Origin of the sequence: Endozoicomonas gorgoniicola (assembly GCF_025562715.2) — a bacterium.
Lineage (GTDB): Bacteria > Pseudomonadota > Gammaproteobacteria > Pseudomonadales > Endozoicomonadaceae > Endozoicomonas_A > Endozoicomonas_A gorgoniicola.
Genome location: NZ_JAPFCC010000001.1, coordinates 2,705,029 through 2,724,994 on the forward strand (window position 1 = coordinate 2,705,029; position 19,966 = coordinate 2,724,994).

Annotated in this window: 12 protein-coding genes; 7 read left to right on the forward strand and 5 right to left on the reverse strand. The window is 51.0% G+C overall.

The window, feature by feature from the left end; translation table 11 throughout:
• Positions 1 to 69: 69 nt before the first annotated feature.
• On the reverse strand, positions 70 to 2,238 hold the full coding sequence (gene rlmKL, locus NX722_RS12440; protein WP_262568257.1) for a bifunctional 23S rRNA (guanine(2069)-N(7))-methyltransferase RlmK/23S rRNA (guanine(2445)-N(2))-methyltransferase RlmL: 2,169 nt from the start codon (positions 2,236 to 2,238) through the stop codon (positions 70 to 72).
• Positions 2,239 to 2,700: 462 nt separating this feature from the next.
• Between rlmKL and rmf the strand changes: the two genes are divergently transcribed.
• Positions 2,701 to 2,913 (forward strand): ribosome modulation factor, encoded by a 213-nt coding sequence (rmf, locus tag NX722_RS12445; RefSeq protein WP_262568660.1) that lies wholly within the window; start codon positions 2,701 to 2,703, stop codon positions 2,911 to 2,913.
• 133 nt (positions 2,914 to 3,046) lie between these two features.
• Here rmf and NX722_RS12450 read toward each other — a convergent pair whose 3' ends face one another.
• Positions 3,047 to 4,069, reverse strand: coding sequence for a quinone-dependent dihydroorotate dehydrogenase (locus NX722_RS12450; RefSeq protein ID WP_262568258.1), 1,023 nt, complete (start codon positions 4,067 to 4,069; stop codon positions 3,047 to 3,049).
• A 248-nt stretch (positions 4,070 to 4,317) separates the two neighbouring features.
• On the opposite strand from NX722_RS12450, the gene NX722_RS12455 reads away from it, so the two are divergent.
• On the forward strand, positions 4,318 to 8,121 hold the full coding sequence (locus NX722_RS12455) for a coiled-coil domain-containing protein (protein WP_262568259.1): 3,804 nt from the start codon (positions 4,318 to 4,320) through the stop codon (positions 8,119 to 8,121).
• Between the two features lie 3 nt (positions 8,122 to 8,124).
• Here NX722_RS12455 and ccmB read toward each other — a convergent pair whose 3' ends face one another.
• Positions 8,125 to 8,835 carry a heme exporter protein CcmB gene (gene ccmB, locus NX722_RS12460; protein WP_407647989.1) on the reverse strand — a complete coding sequence of 237 codons (711 nt, stop codon included), beginning with the start codon at positions 8,833 to 8,835 and terminating at the stop codon, positions 8,125 to 8,127.
• Positions 8,832 to 9,509, reverse strand: coding sequence for a cytochrome c biogenesis heme-transporting ATPase CcmA (gene ccmA, locus NX722_RS12465; protein WP_262568260.1), 678 nt, complete (start codon positions 9,507 to 9,509; stop codon positions 8,832 to 8,834). Before ccmA ends, ccmB begins: the two co-directional genes overlap by 4 nt.
• A 563-nt stretch (positions 9,510 to 10,072) precedes the next feature.
• Here ccmA and NX722_RS12470 point away from each other — a divergent pair.
• Positions 10,073 to 10,993 (forward strand): hypothetical protein, encoded by a 921-nt coding sequence (locus NX722_RS12470; RefSeq protein ID WP_262568261.1) that lies wholly within the window; start codon positions 10,073 to 10,075, stop codon positions 10,991 to 10,993.
• A 45-nt stretch (positions 10,994 to 11,038) separates the two neighbouring features.
• Here the strand turns inward: NX722_RS12470 and NX722_RS12475 are convergent, their stop codons facing one another.
• On the reverse strand, positions 11,039 to 15,916 hold the full coding sequence (locus NX722_RS12475; RefSeq protein ID WP_262568262.1) for an NAD-glutamate dehydrogenase: 4,878 nt from the start codon (positions 15,914 to 15,916) through the stop codon (positions 11,039 to 11,041).
• Positions 15,917 to 16,442: 526 nt separating this feature from the next.
• Here NX722_RS12475 and NX722_RS12480 point away from each other — a divergent pair.
• The 4 genes from NX722_RS12480 (at position 16,443) to NX722_RS12495 (ending at position 19,966) form a co-directional block, all read left to right on the forward strand.
• A complete protein-coding gene (locus NX722_RS12480; protein WP_262568263.1) occupies positions 16,443 to 17,405 on the forward strand; it encodes an AAA family ATPase in 963 nt (320 codons plus the stop codon).
• A 61-nt stretch (positions 17,406 to 17,466) separates the two neighbouring features.
• Entirely contained in the window at positions 17,467 to 18,414 is a 948-nt protein-coding gene (locus tag NX722_RS12485) for a DUF58 domain-containing protein (protein ID WP_262568264.1), read from the forward strand.
• A 6-nt stretch (positions 18,415 to 18,420) separates the two neighbouring features.
• Positions 18,421 to 18,912, forward strand: coding sequence for a DUF4381 domain-containing protein (locus NX722_RS12490; protein WP_262568265.1), 492 nt, complete (start codon positions 18,421 to 18,423; stop codon positions 18,910 to 18,912).
• Positions 18,905 to 19,966 carry a vWA domain-containing protein gene (locus tag NX722_RS12495; RefSeq protein WP_262568266.1) on the forward strand — a complete coding sequence of 354 codons (1,062 nt, stop codon included), beginning with the start codon at positions 18,905 to 18,907 and terminating at the stop codon, positions 19,964 to 19,966. Before NX722_RS12490 ends, NX722_RS12495 begins: the two co-directional genes overlap by 8 nt.

Below are 19,966 nucleotides of genomic sequence, written 5' to 3' on the forward strand. Positions count from 1 at the left end.
AGCCTCTGTAAACTTTTTATCATCGTTCCCGTTTTAGCGGGAACGATGACGTTTGTATAAAAACAAACTTTAACCTTTATGGCGAATCATCCAGCTACGGTGAATGTTGCTGCGACGCTGGAAGTCTTTATCAACGGTCTGACCGGAAATTTCTTTTACCTCGAACTCTGCCGCTACCTTCTCATCCAGCTTGAAACGACGGAAGTTGTTGGAAAAATACAGGGTACCGCCTTCATTCAAACGACGCATTGCCAGTTTGATCAGATGACCATGATCACGCTGCACATCAAACACACCTTCGAACTTCTTGGAGTTTGAGAAGGTGGGTGGGTCGATAAAAATCAGGTCATAGTCGTTTTTATCCTGTTCAATCCACTTCAGGCAGTCTTCCCGCTCAAAGCGGTGGCGTACTTCGCTCAGTCCATTCAAAGCCAGGTTTTTTCGCCCCCAGTCCAGATAGGTGTTCGAGAGATCTACACTGGTGGTCGTACTGGCTCCACCAACAGCCGCATGGACCGTTGCCGTTGCCGTATAACAGAACAGGTTAAGGAATTTTTTACCTTTCGCTTCCTTCTGAATACGCAAGCGCATCTGCCGGTGATCCAGGAACAACCCGGTGTCCAGATAGTCGCGCAGGTTGACCAGCAGACGACAACCGCCTTCTTCAACCTCCATCATCTGACCCACCTCATCCACGCAGTTGTACTGGCTGGTTCCGGACTGACGTTTACGTTGTTTGAAGACCACCTGTTCACGGGGAATTTCCAGAATCTCAGGGATCACGCCCAGCGCTTCCAGCAGACGTTCTTTCGCCTTTTCTTCATTGATAGAAGCCGGTGCGGCGTATTCCTGCACATGCACCCAGTCACCATAGACATCAACAGCCACCGCATATTCCGGCATATCCGCATCATAAAGACGGTAACACTGGATTTTACTTTTACGCGCCCACTTGCCAATGGTCCGAAGATTTTTCTTCAAACGGTTGCCAAACATCGTGGCACCTTCTGAACGGTAAGTAACAGAAGGAATATTGGCTTTTGTTGGTTCAGCACTGGCAGAAACCGGCTGCTCCTGTTTTTCACGAATATCGTACAGGAACAATTTACACGGCAGCGCTCCATTAAAGAGGGAGTAAGTCTTTTTCGGCCCCATACCCAGGCTACGAACAAGCGCTGGCGTACCGGTAAAGATGGCGGCTTCCCAGCCCGGACAGTTCTGTTTCAGCTTCTCACCCAGATGCTGGTACAGGTACACCAGACTGGCCTCGTCGCCCATACGCTCACCATAAGGCGGGTTGCAGATCACCAGACCGTCCGGCAGATCTGCATCCAGCTGCAAATCTTTCAGTTCCTGCTGGCGAACACTGACCAGTCTGGACAGCCCCATGCGTTCGAGGTTTCCTTTTGCCCGGTGAGCAACCGACGACAACCCTTCGAAACCAATGATACTGGACTGAACACTTGCCAGCCCGACTTTACGGCGCTCACGGGCTTCTTCCAGAATATTCATCCAGATTTTCGGCACATGCCCCATCCAGCGGTCAAAGCCAAAACGCGCACGCATCAGGCCGGGTGCAATGTCCGCCATCATCATGGCACCTTCGATCAGCAACGTACCGGAGCCACACATAGGGTCAACCAGCGTGGCACCTGTTTTCATTTTCTCCTGCCAGCCAGCCCGAATCAGCAAAGCAGCGGCCAGATTTTCTTTCAGCGGTGCAGTACCCGCTTCCAGCCGGTAACCACGCTGATGCAGACTCTGCCCGGACAGGTCAATAGAAACAAAGGCTTTTTCACCACGGGCATGCACATTGATACGCAGATCCGGATTGCTGGCATTGACCGAAGGGCGCCAGCCATGCTCATCGCGCAGCTGGTCAACAATAGCGTCTTTCACCACCTGGGCGCCAAAGCGGGTGTGATTGATATCTGGCGTTGAACCCGTGAAATCAATGCGAAAGCTGCTGCTACTGTCCAGATGGTCGTCCCATTCAAAAGACTTTACCCCATCGTAGAGCTGTTCTTTGGTGGCGCTGTTAATCTCACCCAGTCGCAACAGAATCCGGCTCGCCAGCCGGGACCACATGCACCCACGGTAAGCGACTTCCAGACCACCACTGAAACTGACCCCGGCTACCGTTTCCTGCACGGTCTGCGCACCGAGCTGTTTCAGCTCCTGAGCCAGCAGGTATTCCAGCCCTTTCGGGCAACTGGCAAAAAATTCAATTGAACTCATTTCTGAACTCTATTTTTCTGGAGAGGCATGGGAAAGCGCTTTACTTAGCACAGCCAGGGCACCCTCATGGACGGTTTGCTCAGGAAGACTGCGCGATTGCAGGCTTTCCTGAAGAATTAACGATTTATAGCGTCACGATTTATAGCGTCACGATGTATAGCGTCACGATGTATAGCGTTACGATGTATAGCGTTACGATGTATAGCGTTACGATGACAGCGCATAAATTCTAAATAGTTATTAAAAATTTTATTTTTATCAGATTTTATTTCTCGACAGCTCAATTAATATTCGATAGAAATTGACCCGTAGACTTTCCCTGCAAGACATGCCCCCGGAGCCTTCAACAGCTTCCAGGGTTGCTTCGACTCGGGGAGCTGCCGGAATGCTGTGCACCGGGAAGCATCAAGGGATGCCATGGAGGCAATCAACAAACGTACCAGCAAGAGGCAGTACCACATGATGAAAAGACAAAAAAGGGATAAAACAGACAGAGCCTATACCAAGGGATATCAAACAGGCGTGTCTGGCCGCTCCAAGGATATCTGCCCACACGAGGAACCACAACTTCGTCAGGCCTGGTTGACTGGCTGGCGGGAAGGTCGTGTCGACAACTGGGATGGCATGATCGGCGTATCGGGTGTTCATCGGATATCCGACACCAGCCATCTTTGACTTATAACGCTTCTGTAAAAGCCTTTCAGGACAAGAAAGCCCCGGCTTACCGGGGCTTTCTTGTATTTTGCCTTCGCAGCGATCTACAGCAGCTATCTACAGCCGCTACCTGCAAGAACTGTCAATAAAGCGATCAGCGGTCGCAGGAGTATACCGCTTCCGCTGCTTCACGAATCAGGGTCGGGCCTTTGTAGATAAATCCTGAGTACAGCTGTACCAGGCTGGCACCTGCCTTGATCTTGTCTGCTGCGGTTCTGGCATCCATTACACCACCCACACCGATGATCGGCAGTCTGCCGGACAGCTCAGATGAAAGCAGCTGAATCACCTCGGTGGAACGATCGCTCAATGGCGCGCCACTCAAACCGCCCTGTTCCCGGGCATTAGGCAGCCCCAGTACGGCATCACGGGACAAAGTGGTATTGGTGGCAATAACGCCATCCAGCTCATACGCCACCAGCTCCTGAGCAATTCCGGCAATCTCTTCTTCGGTCATATCCGGGGCAATTTTGATGGCAATGGGAACTTTACGACCATAACGTTCAGTCAAGGCAGCCTGTTCCTGCTTCAGCATATCCAGCAGGCTTTTCAAGGCGTCACCGTACTGCAGTTCACGCAGTCCCGGAGTATTCGGGGAAGACAGGTTTACAGCTACATAACCCGCATGGGCGTAAACCTTGCGCAGACAGATCTGATAGTCACTGTTGGCATTTTCAACCGGAGTATCGAAATTTTTACCAATATTGATACCGATCACACCTTTGTAGTTGCATTTCCGTACGTTCTCAACCAGATGGTCCACACCCTTATTGTTGAAGCCCATACGGTTGATCAGGGCATTGCGCTCAGGGATACGAAACGCACGAGGCTTCGGGTTACCCGGCTGAGGGCGAGGGGTAACAGTACCCAGCTCAACGTGGCCAAACCCCAGGGCGCCCATGCCGTCGATGCAGTCTGCGTCCTTATCCATGCCCGCAGCCAGGCCGACCGGGTTGTCAAAGGTCAGCCCCATCACCTGACGTGGACGGGAAGGTACTTTCGGTGCTATCAATCCGGTAACACCCAGACGTTGACCAGCCGCAATCATCTCAAGAGCCATATCGTGAGCATTTTCAGCTGAAAGACAGAACAGTAATTTGCGGCCAAGTTGGTACATGCAGAAATCCGAAGAAGAAGTGTCAAGATAAACCGGCGGAATTATACGTAATTCTGATACAAACACCAGATTTGGAATTTTTTTTATGCAATTTAGTCATAAACTGTATAGCTCCATTTTCCCTCTACTGTCATTGTCAGGGTTACTGACATTGGTGACAGCCAGCCTGACCAGTTAGCGAACTTCCTTAATAAAGCCGGGTCTCAAGTTACACGGAAATCATAAAAGGCAATGCAAGGAGGCCCGCGATGATGAACCTGACATCGACACAGAACCGAACCCCCAGCGGCCGGTCTTATGACGATACGGGTAATGTTCCAGCTGACCAGTCAGCGGCAAAAGGTCAGGTCACTACGCTCAAACACTCTGCCCCCAGCTCTGTAAAACTCACCCACTCAGCCAGCCAGAAAACCCTGAACACCCGTGTTATTTCACAATCCCGGCAGGGACTGGAAGAACAGCTGGATGAGCTGATGGCTATCTATGACAAGAACGGTCTGGAACGTCAGGAAACTGCGATTCTGCATCCTTACGGTATTCTGGGCCAGATGAGCGAAGACTATCCTGAATTTGCCTCAGCCCTGATCAACCAGCGCCTGAAAGAACTCAAAGCCGATGCCGCTACCTGGTGGAACAGTGCCGGTCGTGAGCATGCGAACCAGCAGATCGCCTTGATGAACCAGCTGTTGGCATCCGGTCAGTACGAAGAACTGTTTGCCCTGCTGGTAAAACTGGAAAAAGACAACAAAAAAATCTCTTTCTGCCAGATAATGAACGCGAAGTTTCTGGATCCGGACAATCATAAAGCCACACCCTTGTTCAAGCCTTTCAAAAACGAAGGCTGGTTCTCAAACCTTTGTACTGCCATCTTGTCCGATCTGCAGAAAACAGAAGCCATTGCTGATGTCGCTGCCGCCTTTCATCGCCTGCAGCAGAGCTTTGACGAGCTGCAACATCGTAATGCCGGGAACATACGTTCCCCCAAAGACCTGACGAAGTATATGTTGCTCTCAGAGCCAGACCCTGTCAGAGAATACATGAAAAGCCAGTGTGGATACCGTTTGCAGGAGCTGCGCCTGAAGCTGAAAGACACCAGTCAGTCCCTGACCGACTCAGAACGTGCGGAAGTGAAAGTACTCTCCAGTCAGTTGCAGCAGCTTGGCCGGGCCACCCACCGTAAAGAGCTTCAGGCTTTTCTGGCAGACCCTGCCAATGCTGAGCTGAATAAAGCTCTGGAGAATGCTCTGGTTGACGTCTACCTGCAACAGTTGCAGCACAGGATTGTTCATGCCGACTACGCCACCATGAACAAAGCCCAGCTGCATAAAATGGTTAAAAGCAGCCAGCTGTTTAAAGAGCTGATGGCGACTTACAAAGCTGCACAGGTTCTCAGTGAAGAAGAGCAGGAAGCCCTGGCGGCTATGGATAAAGCGGTTAAGAACTTTGAACGTGCCGAAGAGCTGCACCGAATACTGGACAGCGAACAGCACAAGCCTGTCAACAAACGTCTGTTTGCCCTCAATATTCCCTCCATCCAGCGCCTGATGGAAAAGCTGGCCAACAATGCCAATGACACGGAAACCCAGTTGTACACCACCATGGAAAGCCTGTTCAAAGCAGAAGCAGACTTTCACGCCAATCGCAGCGATGCCAACCTGATAACGCTGCAAAAAGTGCGCTTTGATGCCCGTCGCTTACAGCAGGAGCAGGCTGAATTCGAAATTCGCGCCAGACTGAAGGGCCAGGATGGACTGGTGGTTCTCACCAGCGGTGACTACGACAAAGATGTCGAGAGACTCAAAACCATTCACTCGATCCGTCAGAAATTCACACCGGTACGTCCGGCAGGGAGCCATACCGAAGGAGTCTACCGGCTAGCCAGACGGGTTTTCTGGGACAAAGAACGTCCCTTTCCCCAGATTCTGGCCGACCTGGAGCAGGCAAAGACTCTGCAGAAGCTGGGCTACTCTGCGGAAGAAGAATTCCTGCAGTTACTGAAAGACATCGACGGCCTGGACGGGGCCACGATAAAACAGGCAGCCAGCAACATTGCAGCGCCGGGCAGCCAGCTGTGGCAGGACTGGCAGGCCGGTAAAGCCAGCTTCCTGCAGGTCCTGCGCCTGCCCGGCCAGAGTTACAGAGCGCTGGAACAGGAAGCCCGGAACATTATTACTTCGGCTCTGCAAGTAGCAGAGCGCAATCCTGAGCAATTCCGCCGACTGTTTGGCGATATCTCCCTGATCATGGATCAGCTGCAATCGCTTCTGGGACCTGACAGTGCAGGTCTGTTAACCCAGTTGCAGAACGCGGCAAGAGCCCATTCAATGGCATCTTGCTTTGCCGGCGATGAAGCGGTTCTGGAAGAGGTTGACCCTGACTCAGATCTGGCTAAACACATCAAGCGTTTCCAGCTGTTGTGTGATATGGCTGCCTACACCATGCACACCACCACCGCTCTGAATTTTGTTAAAAATGTTATGACCGGCACTGCGGCTGGCATTTGCGGAACAACTGCAGGCTTTATAGGTGGGCTGCTCACCTTTGGCGCTGCTGCACCCGCCTGCGCTGCCATCGGTACCGCCATTGGTACCGCTCTGACCGTGGGTAAAGCAGCGCTCCGGGCAGGAGGGACTTACGCCATTCGTGAGGGTCTCAACAGTCTGGATGGTGAACAGGTTCGCCTGCTGGACAAAATTGTTAATCACGGCCCTCTTTTCCTGACAGCGACCAGCCCTTACGACACCATTGCGACAGGGCTCCGCCACTTTGGCAAGGGTGACAGCCTGCCAACAGCAATGGCACGTACCGTCCTGGGGCCGGTTCTGACACCCTTCAAAAACATGTATAAGGCGATCAAAGGCATCTACCACGGCGAAGACGGTGCCTGGAAGAAACTGGGTATTGAACTGGCTGTTGCCACCTCTGCCATTGCCCTGACCGCTGCCCTCGGTGCGACGCTCTATGCAACTGGTTTTGCAGTGATTCTGGGTAGTCCGGTATTGGGTGCCACGCTCTCCGCACTGATATTCAGCCACGGTTTCTTCCAGCTGGTAAACAGAGTCCGGACTTTAGGCAGTTCGGTCTACAGCAGCATTCAGCACTATCAGCAGGCCATGTTTAACTCTGGCAACCCCATGGTGAAACAGATTCGGACAGAATGTGAGAAGGAAGCCCGAACCCTGGTTGCCCGGATGATGGATCGCGACCTGTACTACCAGCGCATTCAGGAAGAAAAAATGAAAGAGCTTTACAATACCCACTGGAAGCGGTGGAGTGAAGCGCACAGCGCAGAAGCCCTGACCCATGTTCAGGCGGTTGCCAGACAGTTGCAGGAGACTGAACAGTCTCGCAGGCAACTGGCAGCACAGATTGCTGATTCGGTTAAAGTCCTGAACGTTCTGGAAGAAGGAATTAAAAACGCCGCTGAGATTACCAGGTCTGATGAAAAACTTCGGGCTCTTAAAGCGGAGCTGGCAAAGGTCGGTATCGAACCGGGCCGTACCAACCGTGCGGCGCTGGCACTGACTCTGCAAACACTGAAAGAAGAGCAACTGAGTATCATTGAGAGACAGTGTGGAACCATCACCCCGGGTGAATCGGAAGAAGCCATTCTGGATACACTCAATGAACATTACCGCACCATTATCCTGGGTAGCAAAATCCCGGATCTGCTTGAACTGAGCGCCAGAAACGAGCGGAAAGCCGAAAAGAAAGCCCGGAAGCGGGTAGTGAAAGCGGCAGAAGCAACCGCTGTCAGACACTACGAAGAAAGAGCCCGACTGATGCTGGTCGCTGGTTTGACCAAAGCTGCAGAAACCCAGCTGGAAGCAGATACCGGGTTAACGGAAGAGGCCATGAAAAAGCCAGCAGTGATTAACGCAGCGATAGCAGAACTGACAAACCAGAAGCAGTTACTGAAAGACACGGTAGAAGCTCAGGCTAACCGCTATGAAGGCTTGTTTTCCAAAGCCAGCGAACTGTCCGGGACAGCGGCAAGGGGATTGCTGAATCGTACCAACTGGGCCTTTGCACCACAAATGATGGCATTTTGATCTTCAGCCATCGACCACTACCCGCAACGCCCCGGCAATAGCCAGCGGGGCCAGACATAATCCAAAAACCAGCAACGCCGCCATCCAGAGCAGATGGCCGGTGTAAGGCATTCCGGCAATGGCACTCTGTATAGCTCCGGTACCAAAAATCAGAACAGGAATATAGAGCGGCAGTGACAACAGGGTTAACAGAACACCGCCTCTGTGAACCCTGACCGTAAGGGCTGCACCAATGCCTCCGGCAAGGCTCATCAAAGGTGTCCCCAGCAGCAGACTGAATATCAGTGCCGGAAAGGCACGGGCAGGCAAATGCAGCATCAGCCCCAGCAGGGGAGCCATAAGAATAAGAGCAACACCTGTCGTTAACCAGTGTGCTGTGACTTTGGCCAGTACCAGCAACGGCAGCGGATGAGGGGACAATAATAACTGATCCAGCGAACCGTCTTCCTGATCCCCTTTAAACAGAGAGTCCAGTGACAAAAGCACGGCCAGCAGTGCGCCTATCCAGACCACACCACCAGCCAGTTGAGACAATAACGTCTCTTGCGGGGAAATGCCCATGGGAAACAGGCTGGCAACCATCAGATAGAACGCGACCGGATTCAGGGTTTGACCGGGTGTACGGAAGGCCAGAATCAGGTCTCGTTTGATAAGCCCGACAAAAGCCTGTCGACCCTGCAAAGGAACCTGCCGGGTATCTCTGGAAGCATTCACAGAAACACCTCCCCGGCTTTATCATCCCCGATCTCTTCAGAGGCATCTTCAACAACATAGTCATCCAGCCTGATCGTACGATAGCTGCCCGATAATTTCGATAAACTCTGATGACTGGTAATGATGACCATACCACCACCGGCAACATGGCTGGCCAGTAATGTTTCCAGCCAGGCTACCCCATGAAAATCAATGGCGGTAAAAGGCTCGTCCAGAATCCAGAGCGATGATTGACTGGCAAACAGGTCAGCCAGCGCTACCCGACGATGCTGGCCTGCGGAGAGCTGCCCGCAGGGTGTATCTTCATAGCCATTCAGGCTGACCTGTTGCAGTGCTGCCAACACCTGTTGTTGAGAATACTTTTCGTTTCGCAGGTTGGCACGCCAGATAATATTTTCCACCGGTGTCAGCTCTGCCTTTACAGCAGGTTTATGACCAAAATAAAACGTAGACAGACGAAAGTCTGCGTAGACACTGGACAGTTTTTTACCCTTCCAGACTATTTTCCCCTGATAATCACCGGACAGTCCGGCAAGAACCCTCAGCAGGGTTGTCTTGCCTGAACCATTAGCGCCTTCAATCTGTAGCAGTTCCCCCGGGGACAGTTTAACCGAGAGATTACGGAAGAGCGTTCGGTCGTCTCTTGCACATCCCAATTCAACCAGTTCAAGCAACTAAATACCCTTCTTCTTATTGAACACTGACCAGCACTCGAACAGCCAAGACTAAGACAGGCTAACCTCCCGGAGCCTTGAAAGTACTGAGCAATTTAAAAAAACAAAATTCTGCAAAAACTGCAAGCGGTCAAAAGCAAATCAGGGAAAACCTTGGTGTAAATCAACAGACTTCAAGTAAAAAAATCAATAGAACCAAACATGTGAGGCTTATTTCATATTGGAATGAATTTTTCTTGACAAAAAAGTAAAGCGTACTAATTTTTAGGCTAAATTTTGACTGGAACCTAGGAGCCTGTCGGACTTAAGCGTCCGTAGCGAGGATTGCAAGAAATTGAGGATAAAAGTTTCTGATTTTGAGGCGAATAGCGAGCTATTCAACGAGAAAGCAGGAATTTTTAGACCAATTTATTGCAACCGCACGACGGCATGGATGCCGGAGTTAGAGCAATGCAGGAGCAATTGCCGGTAGGACAGTCTTAAGTCCGACAGGCTCTTAGTACCAGTCTAACCCGTGTGAGAAGTCAGTCCCCTGCCCCGCTATCCTAACTGGTCTATCAATAATGAAGCCCTTACTCCCTGTCTTTTACTTGCTGATTATCCTCCTTCCTCAGGCAGCAACAAGCAAATCTGTCGATCAAATTACTCTTGCCCGGGCGGCAAGTACCACGGCAAAGCCGCCTTTACCCATTTCCTATTTTAATAGTCCTTGTCAGGCATCAGTCACTGGCTACGTTACTTGTGGTGAGGAATTTTGTGAATTAGAACGAGGTCATATCACTTCTTTCAGAAGTCAGGACTCACGATACTCATTCTCATATGAATATAATCTATCAGCCTATCTACAATTTCATAACCCAAAATCTGACTACTGTGTTGATTATGTCATTCTGAACGACTCAAAATCTGGCTATCGCTTTAACGAATTGGATGATGTTCCTTTTGTTGGGATCTTAAAAATTATTGAGTCAATGTCCAGAAATGTACGCTATGTCCCTTTTAAAACAAGACTTAATGCAAAAGAAATTAACAAGGATAAAGCAGTTTATGATATGATCATTACAAATCTATGGAATTTAACACCACTTAAAGATACTCCCTATACTTATGCAGCGTTAAGCTGGCTCACTTTCCGAAAATCTTTAAATCAAGTTATCAAATCTCAGACACAACACACATCAGGCATTGAGAAAGTCAAACTTCCTCAATCCAGTCTGACTCTCACTCTGAACCACTCCTGGAACCTTAGCGGTAAAGTATACGATGCAAGTTTAACCGGCGAGATTAAAACGCCCTATGGTAACATCATTTCTTCCCGTTATGACGCTAAAGACATTCGGTTTGCAAGACCCGGATTCAATAGCTTCAGAAAAGATTATCGGTACAAAAGGTCCGTCAGTATGCTTCCGGATATAAGAGAGTATTACAAAATGGAGAACGAACTTTATCAGATTATTGAAATCGTTCTTATGCCTGAACAATAAACTCTCTCAATCTTAAGCAGGGGTCAGCCATATAGCCGTACTCGCCTAATGAGGCTGAGCTGAATGGATAGTGGCCTGAGCCAGATCCATCAATTCACGGTTTGCTACAGTAAACATCGCCATTTCTGACACAGAGGCATTGCGAATCTCTGCCAGCATACTCTGCCAGCGAACGACAAGGGCATGATGATGCATCATCCAGGCATCCAGCTGCTGAGCCAGATCGTCGCCGGTATCCGAAGCCGCACTCAGTAACGCAACCGTCAGAGCCCGCTGCTGCCAGGTGAGTTCATCGCGAATACTGTCCCGTGCCAGTGACTGCCAATGGTTGGTGACTTCCAGGCTTCCCAGCTCCTGACTGTACCAGTTCAGGTCGAGCCGCTCACCAATGGCAAAAAACGTTCTGGCAACACTTTCAATGGGTTTGCCGGTCTGGTCGGCCGCCTGAATAATGGGCAGAGAACTCAGCAGATATCGCTGACCACACACCAGTTTGGCAACATCCTCAGGAATCTGGTTACCCACCATCTGCTCAACCTTGGCACTGAGGTTTTCATGCTCAGTGTCGCTCAGATAGTCAACGAAGGAGTGAATAAACTCCTGAATCAGTGGCCCATACTGCTCAACGGTTTCTGCGGCTACCAGATCCTGACGTTTCAGGCGGATAAACCAGCGGCTGGCGCGGCGTACCAGTTTGATCATTGAACCCATCAACTGCTGCTGCAGGCTGCTGGACAGCTTATAATCCAGCGATTCAATCAGTTGCCAGTAATCCTGAATACCAAAGACATCGCGGCTGACCAGAAATGCTCTGGCAATTTCCGGTGCATTGGCTCCGGTTGTCTGACGTACACGATGGACATAAGTGATACCCATCATGTCGATCATGTGGTTGGCAATCTGGGTGGCAATAATTTCCCGGCGCAGTCGATGATGGTTGATCTGCTCAGAAAACGGTTCAACCAGAACTTCCGGGAATGTGGTAAACAGCTCTTTGGACAGGTAGTCTTCATTGATGACATCGGATGCCATCAGGGCTTCTTTCAGTTCAGCCTTGCTATAGGAGATCAGTAGCGACAGTTCCGGCCGGGTCAGCCCCTGTCCTGCGCTGCTGCGTTCTGCCAGCGCTTCGTTGTCTGGCAGATATTCAATATTCCGGTCCAGCCTGCCTTCACTTTCGAGGTAATCAATAAAACGCTTGTATTCATCCATCCGGTAACGGGCTTCAGACTCAGCCTGGGTAATCGCCTGCGTCTGACGGTAGTTATTGAGCAACACCAGTCGTGCAACATCGTCTGTCATGGATTCCAGCAGCTGGTTGCGCTGCTTCATGGTCATATCGCCATTGGAAACAATATCATTCAGAAGAATCTTGATATTCACTTCATGGTCGGAACAATCTACACCACCGGAGTTGTCAATAAAGTCCGTGTTCAACGCCCCACCCTGCAGGGCGTACTCAACGCGTCCCAACTGGCTTAACCCGAGGTTTCCACCCTCGCCTACGACTTTCGCCCTCAGTTCGCAACCGTTGATACGCAACGGATCATTAGCCTTGTCCCCCACATGGGCATGACTTTCATTGATGGCTTTCACGTAGGTGCCAATACCACCATTCCAGATCAGGTCAACCGGCGCACGCAGCAGCGAACGAATCAGTTCGTTCGGGGTAAGACGGTTGGCTTTTATACCAAACCGCTCCTTCATAGGTTCAGAGACTACAACGGACTTGGCATTACGGGAGAACAGACCCCCGCCTTCTGAAATCAGCTTACTGTCATAGTCCTGCCAGCTTGACCTTGGCAGATTAAACAGCCTTCTTCTCTCATGGTAACTGCGGACAGGGTCAGGATTGGGATCAATAAAGATATGCATGTGGTTAAACGCAGCCACCATTTGCAGGGTTTCAGACGACAATAGTCCATTACCAAAGACATCACCTGCCATATCCCCGATTCCGATAACGGTGACATTGTCCTGCTGCACATTGATGCCCCGTTCGCGGAAGTGACGCTGTACGGAGACCCATGCCCCTTTTGCAGTAATACCCATTTTCTTATGGTCATAACCGACACTGCCGCCGGAAGCAAAGGCGTCACCCAGCCAGAAGTTATACTCTTGTGCAATGTTGTTGGCGATATCGGAAAAGGTCGCCGTTCCCTTATCCGCTGCTACCACCAGATAAGAGTCTTTGTCGTCGTAATACACGACAGACTTTGGATGAATCACTTCGTTCTCCACCAGGTTGTCCGTCACATCCAGCAAAGCCCGTATAAATATCTGGTAGCAGGCGATGCCCTCTTCCATCATCGCTTCACGGCTCGGATTCACAGGCATCTGCTTCGGCGCAAAACCGCCCTTGGCACCAACAGGTACAATCAGGGCATTTTTCACCTGCTGGGCTTTCACCAATCCCAGCACTTCAGTCCGGTAGTCCTCTACCCGGTCAGACCAGCGCAACCCGCCACGTGCCACCTTGCCACCGCGCAGGTGAACACCTTCTACCCTGGGCGAGTAAACAAAAATTTCGTACAGAGGCATGGGTTTGGGGATGTCGGGAATATCACGGGGAGAGATTTTGAACGAAATATACGACTTAGGGTTATCTTCTTCATCCATTTGATAGAAGTTGGTTCTCAATGTCGCAGAAATAACAGTCTGGAAGCGACGAATAATTCGGTCTTCACTGAGAACCGTTACCTGGTCAAGGGCTTCCAGAATGGACTGCTGAATCTGCTGCTGCCGGGCCAGTCTCTGGGTACGGGACAGTGCCAGCTCTGGGTTAAAGCGTACTTCAAACAGCTCCAGCAGCTGCCGGGTAATCTCGATATTGTTGCACAGGGTTTCGGCAATATAGGTCTGACTGAAGCCCATCCGAATCTGTTTGATATAACGAGCATAGCCCCGCAGCATCGCCACCTGACGCCAGTTCATACCAGCCGCCAGAACTAACAGGTTAAACCGGTCATTCTCTGCTTCACCAAACCAGATTTTTTCAAACGCTTTCTTGAAGATGCCGTCCACTTTCTGGATATTGGTGTTGACGTTATCGTGAAAACTCAGCAGAAAGTCGTGTATCCAGATCATCTCCCCATTGCTTTTGTGAATAAGGAACGGGTATTCACCAATCACCCGCAGGCCAAGGTTCTCAATAATTGGAATCTGGTCAGCCAGTGGCAGGGGTTCGACAAAGTGATACAGCTTGAAGTGAATCCGGTCAGGCGCATCATTCAATGACTGATAGAACCCCATGGACAACGGGTTGTCTTTATCAATGCACTGAAAATGCTCAACATCAACGGCAGCGGCATCGGGCGTAAAAGCCTCCCGGTAAGCCGCAGAAAAACCATTGGCATAGAGAGAGGTCAACTGATTGCCTTTCACCTCGCCATGGGACTCCAGGATAGAAGCCCGGACTTCATCTTCCCAGGAACTGGCGGCCAGAATGAGTTCATCATTGATCGACTCCTGGCTGAACTCAACGCGGTTACGCAGTTTGAAATTGAAATGAACCCGGGCCAGGACAGATTCTGAAAAATACGTCGTAAACTCTGAATCAACCGATTGCAGGTGGTGGCAGAGTATGGTTTCCATACGCCTGCGCAACTCTGTGCTGTAAACCTCTCTGGGTACAAACACCAGGGCTGAACAGAACGGGCCGTAAGGATCCTGTCGGATAAACAGCCTGATCTGCTTGCGCTCCTGGATGCGCAGAATATCCATAACGGTTTGAAACAGCTCATCACTGGGCGTCTGAAACAGTTCATCCCGTGGGAAAACCTCCAGAATCTGCTCAAGGTCTTTGCCATGATGGCTTTTATGACCCAGACCGGACTGTTCAAAAATTTCAGTGACTTTACTCGCAATATAAGGAATCCTGAACGGACTCTGTCGATAAACTGGCGAGGTATACAGACCAACAATCCTCGCCTCACCGACAACAGAACCATCCTCGGCAAACTGCCGCACCGTTATTAAGTCGGGGTAGGCCGGACGGTGAACGGTTGAACGAACGCTGGCCTTGGTGAATGACAGTGGTTCGGTCTGCTCAAAGAAGTCATGCTCAATAAAAGGCTCAAGGTCCAGTTGCCCAATACCGCCCTGATGATTGATTTTCAGCAGCCCCAGTAACGATTCTGAAGGGCGTATGATCTGTTTTTTACCTGACTGCTCAATCACCTTCAGTTCTTCGTAACCAAGAAAGGTGAACTTGTTATCCAGTAGCCAGCCCAGAAAGTCCTGAACTTCCTTTGCCCGGTCACCGGTAAGGGTGGCAGCCAGCTGCCTGATTCGCTCACAGGTCGGAACGTAATCCTCAACAACCCTGGAGACATCCTCCATAATGGCATAAATCTGCTCCCGCAGGGCTTCCAGATCTTCATCCTTTTCCTGCCGGTCGATTTCTACATAGATGATGGCTTCCTTACAGTTAGTCGCTTCGAGGCTATCTCCACCACTATCTCCACCACTATCTCCATCGCTACCTTTAACACGATCGCCAAACACCATCTGATAATGTTCATTACGGCGCGACTGCAGAATCGTATTCCTGAGATGATGAATCACCACACCTCGCTCATTCAGCTTCATTCTCAGGGAGTCAACCAGAAACGGCATATCCCGGTGAATAATTCGGATGACCGTATGGGTCGAATGCCAGCCGTGGTGGGGATAGTCAGGGTTCAGAACTTCAATTTCTGGCTGTTCCGGATCGTGATACTGCAGAAACTTCCAGAATGAAAGGGTTGAACCCAGCAGATCCCGGCGCTTCTGCCCCATCAGGTCCTGACGGGTATCCATGGAATAGTACTGGTAAACAAAAAGTCGAAGGGCGTCGTATTGTTCTGCGGGAACCTGGGGAGCTAGCTCGTCCAGTATTTTATCCAGGGCTTCCTTACGCTCCTGGGCATCTCGCTGACCCATGCTGGCATCTCCGGGGGCAAAAGCGGTATCTTGATTAAGTAAGTAGGGTCAGAGTGTCCGCTTTATGCAAGGGAGTTGTCAGTTTTATGCCATCATCCGCTAAAAACCGGCTGATAAACTAGACCATTGCGGTCACTGAACCTATATTACTGAACTATAGAAAAAGACAGCCTGCTTCGCCTGACATATCAAGCCCCTCAACCGCTTGCTATCAGTTAAAAACGCCCGCTGGTCTGTCTGAATCATTTATTGCAGAATTACCTTGTTTTGAACACTTGTTATAAACAATCAGGTAAACAGCTGTCAGCTGCCTGCAAAATAAATCCCGTGCCGGGCAGGGACGTCCCTGATCATCATTACTATCGGCACAACACCAGTGCTTTTATTGGTTATTGCCAATATTTTGAACAGTGTTGGCACAAAGAGCCATGAGCGAAGGAAATTTTCTTATCACCCCAATGAAGGCTTCTGTGGCAACCCGGGTGATAAAAAGTTTTACGGTAAATAAACTGGGACAGAACAATTTATGTCTGCACAAAACGTTCTGAATGAACTGAAAGAGTACCTCTGTAGTTGCATTATCGGTCAGGAACACCTGGTCAACCGCCTGCTGATTACCCTTCTGGCCGATGGTCACCTGTTGGTTGAAGGCGCGCCCGGACTGGCAAAAACCCGCGCCATAAAAGTTCTGGCAGAAGGGCTTGAAGCCAGCTTCCACCGCATCCAGTTTACACCCGATCTGCTGCCTGCCGACGTTACCGGCACTGATATCTACACCCCCGAAGACGGCAGTTTCCGTTTTCAGCCGGGTCCAATATTCCACAATCTGGTTCTCGCCGATGAAATCAATCGGGCGCCAGCCAAAGTGCAGTCAGCCCTGCTGGAAGCTATGGGCGAACGACAGGTCAGTATTGGTCGTAAAACCTACCCGCTGCCCAGGGTCTTCATGGTGATGGCAACCCAGAACCCCATTGAGCAGGAAGGTACCTACCCATTGCCGGAAGCACAGCTTGACCGCTTTCTGATGCATGTAAAAGTGGAATACCCGGATATTTCAGCAGAACGGCAGATTCTCCGGCTGGCACGTGGCGAAGCCATGCAACAACAACCTGCCAGACCCTCGCAACAGCTGACCCAGGGGAACGTTCTGGAAGCCCGGCAGAATGTGCTGGCCATGCACATGGAACCCGTGGTTGAAGAGTATATCGTGCAACTGGTTAACGCCTCCCGGCACCCTTCATTGTATGGTGAACGTCTTGCCGGCTGGCTGGACTATGGCGCCAGCCCCCGTGGAACCATTGCCCTGGATCGATGCGCCCGCGCCCATGCCTGGCTGGCTGGCAGAGACTTTGTCAGCCCGGACGATGTTCAGGCTGTAGTACACGACGTATTTCGCCACCGGCTGCTGTTAAGTTTTGAAGCAGAAGCCGAGGGTAAAGATGCTGACCAGATTATCGACCAGCTGCTAAATCTGGTGCCGGTCGCATGACTCGGGCAAAAAACAATCGGGCAAAAAATAGTAGAGCGAAGGGCAGGAGTATTAACGCATAATGAGTGGAGCCTACTCGGACCTGAAAGAGCTGGTTGGATTACGCTTCAAGGCCAGAGATCTGGCACTGTTCAAGCATAACCGCTCACGCAGCCTGCTGGCAGGCACAGGCATCTCTCCTTTTAAAGGCCGCGGCGTCGACTTTGAAGAAGTTCGTGCCTATCAGCATGGTGACGATATCCGTTCCATCGACTGGCGGGTAACGGCCAGGCGCAGCAAGCCCCATACCAAAGTGTTTCGGGAAGAGCGCGAACGTCCGGTTCTGATATTGCTGGACCAGAGCCACAGCTTGTTCTTTGGCAGCCGTCTCAACTTCAAGTCGGTCACAGCGGTCGAGGCATGTAGCCTGCTGGCATGGGCAACACTGAATCATGGTGACCGGATTGGCGGTGTTGTTTTCAACGAAGAACAGCTCAGTGAGATTCGTCCAAAGCGTTCGAAACAGACACTCATGCATCTGTTGAAACAGGCCAGTGAACACAATCAGTCCCTGCAGGCAAAATCCATTCCTGCATCAATGGCTTCAGCCAGTGGCGGTTACCTGGCTAAAGCGCTGCGTCATGCCCGCAGAGTCTCACACCCGGGTACCCACATTTTTGTAATCAGTGATTTTGCCCAGCACAATGAAGAAACACAGCGCCATTTCTCCCGGTTGTCCAGACATTGTGAAATGATGGCGGTTCACGTATCAGACCCGATGGAAGCCGAACTGCCCCGACCCGGCCGGTACGATATCACCAACGGTGTTCATCGTCAGACCATCGAAACCCGGGCGGGAAAAATCAGGCACAAATACCGCCAGCAGTATGAGCAGCACACCAGCAGCCTTAAAGAACAGTTCTCCAGCCTGAAAATCCCCTTAATCCGGTTACAAACGGATCTTGATACCTCAGTACAACTGATAGAGCATTTTGGTTCGGTCAGAAGCCGGCAGAGTACGAGAGGTTAACTGGTTATGGAGATGCCAAACCCACTGGATCAACTTCGCCCTAATCAACTGCCAGACCCAGTCAACTGGTGGCCACCTGCCATAGGCTGGTGGCTGGGTGGCCTGCTGGTCGTACTGGTGATCGCCGCTGTCGTTTATTTGACCCTGAAGGCTGTTCGCAAAAGCCGCTACCGCCGGCAGGCGGCAAGGGTCAGCCATCAGCTTTTGGCAGAGTTTCAGCAACACGGCGACGAACGACGGTTTACCAACGCCTGCAACCGCCTGTTGAAACAAACTGCATTGCAGGCTTATCCCGATGAACCGGTTGCCCGGTTACACGGCAAAGAGTGGCAACAGTTTCTTGCCGACAAAAGTGGTAACAAAGGTTTTATCCAGGGCGCCGGAGCTGCCCTGGGTGACAGCCGCTACCAGAAAGAGCAATTTTCAGAAGAGAATGCTGTGGAAGTGAATGCCCTGCATTCCATAACCCTGAGCTGGATTAAAAAACACCATGCTTGAACTGCAATGGCCGTGGGTCTTTCTCGCAATCCCGCTGCCTTATCTGATATATCGTTTTATGAACCCTGCAAGACAGTCAGGCGGGGCTGCTCTGCAGGTACCTTTTTATCGTCATCTGACCAGTATTGCCGGAGACAATCAGTCTCACCCTGCACCAAAACGTCAGTGGTCATCTATACTCCCGGTTCTTATCTGGCTACTGCTACTGCTGACGGCTGCGCGCCCTGTCTGGCTGGGCGAACCCGTCCAGCTTCAGGGTAGCGGTCGTGACGTCATGCTGGCGGTTGACCTGTCAGGCAGCATGGAAATCAATGATATGGAACTCAACGGTGTGGCGGTTGACCGACTGGCGGTTACAAAGCATGTGCTGACCGATTTTATCGAGCGCCGAAAAGGTGACCGGTTAGGGCTGATTCTTTTTGGAACCCAGGCTTATCTTCAGGCACCTCTGACCTTCGACCTGCAAACCGTTGGCACCCTGATGGACGAATCTGCTATTGGTATGGCGGGCAACAAAACCGCCATAGGCAATGCGCTGGGCCTGGCTGTCAAGCATCTGCGTAATCGTCCCCAGGAAAGTCGGGTGCTGATTCTGCTCACCGATGGTGCTAACACGGCTGGTGAAATCACGCCTTTGCAGGCTGCCAGACTGGCGGCAGAGGAAGACATTAAAATCTATTCCATCGGTATGGGCGCTGAAGAGATGGTCCAGCCCGGTATCTTTGGTTCTTCTTTTGGGGCGCGCCGGGTAAACCCCTCTGCCGATCTTGATGAAAAAACCCTGACCGAAATGGCAAACCTCACCGGCGGTCGCTACTTCCGTGCAAAAAACACTCAAGAGCTGCAACAGATTTATAACATACTGAATGAACTCGAACCCGTTCAACAGGAAGAAGAAAGCTTTCGTCCCAGCATAGCCCTGTATTACTGGCCTTTACTGCTGGCTCTGATTCTGAGTTTTACAATCGCTTTATTGCACCTGCAGACACGCCCCCGTGAGTGGTTCTCCAAACACCATTTTTCTAAAAAGCACCAAACGCAGGAAGGAGCCTGA

What these genes read in the sequence shown, in the direction of transcription:
- rlmKL (WP_262568257.1), bottom strand. Translation starts at nt 2,238, where the DNA reads ATGAGTTCAATTGAATTTTTTGCCAGTTGCCCGAAAGGGCTGGAATAC.
- rmf (WP_262568660.1), top strand. Translation starts at nt 2,701, where the DNA reads ATGAAAAGACAAAAAAGGGATAAAACAGACAGAGCCTATACCAAGGGA.
- NX722_RS12450 (WP_262568258.1), bottom strand. Translation starts at nt 4,069, where the DNA reads ATGTACCAACTTGGCCGCAAATTACTGTTCTGTCTTTCAGCTGAAAAT.
- NX722_RS12455 (WP_262568259.1), top strand. Translation starts at nt 4,318, where the DNA reads ATGATGAACCTGACATCGACACAGAACCGAACCCCCAGCGGCCGGTCT.
- NX722_RS12470 (WP_262568261.1), top strand. Translation starts at nt 10,073, where the DNA reads ATGAAGCCCTTACTCCCTGTCTTTTACTTGCTGATTATCCTCCTTCCT.
- NX722_RS12475 (WP_262568262.1), bottom strand. Translation starts at nt 15,916, where the DNA reads ATGGGTCAGCGAGATGCCCAGGAGCGTAAGGAAGCCCTGGATAAAATA.
- NX722_RS12480 (WP_262568263.1), top strand. Translation starts at nt 16,443, where the DNA reads ATGTCTGCACAAAACGTTCTGAATGAACTGAAAGAGTACCTCTGTAGT.
- NX722_RS12485 (WP_262568264.1), top strand. Translation starts at nt 17,467, where the DNA reads ATGAGTGGAGCCTACTCGGACCTGAAAGAGCTGGTTGGATTACGCTTC.
- NX722_RS12490 (WP_262568265.1), top strand. Translation starts at nt 18,421, where the DNA reads ATGGAGATGCCAAACCCACTGGATCAACTTCGCCCTAATCAACTGCCA.
- NX722_RS12495 (WP_262568266.1), top strand. Translation starts at nt 18,905, where the DNA reads ATGCTTGAACTGCAATGGCCGTGGGTCTTTCTCGCAATCCCGCTGCCT.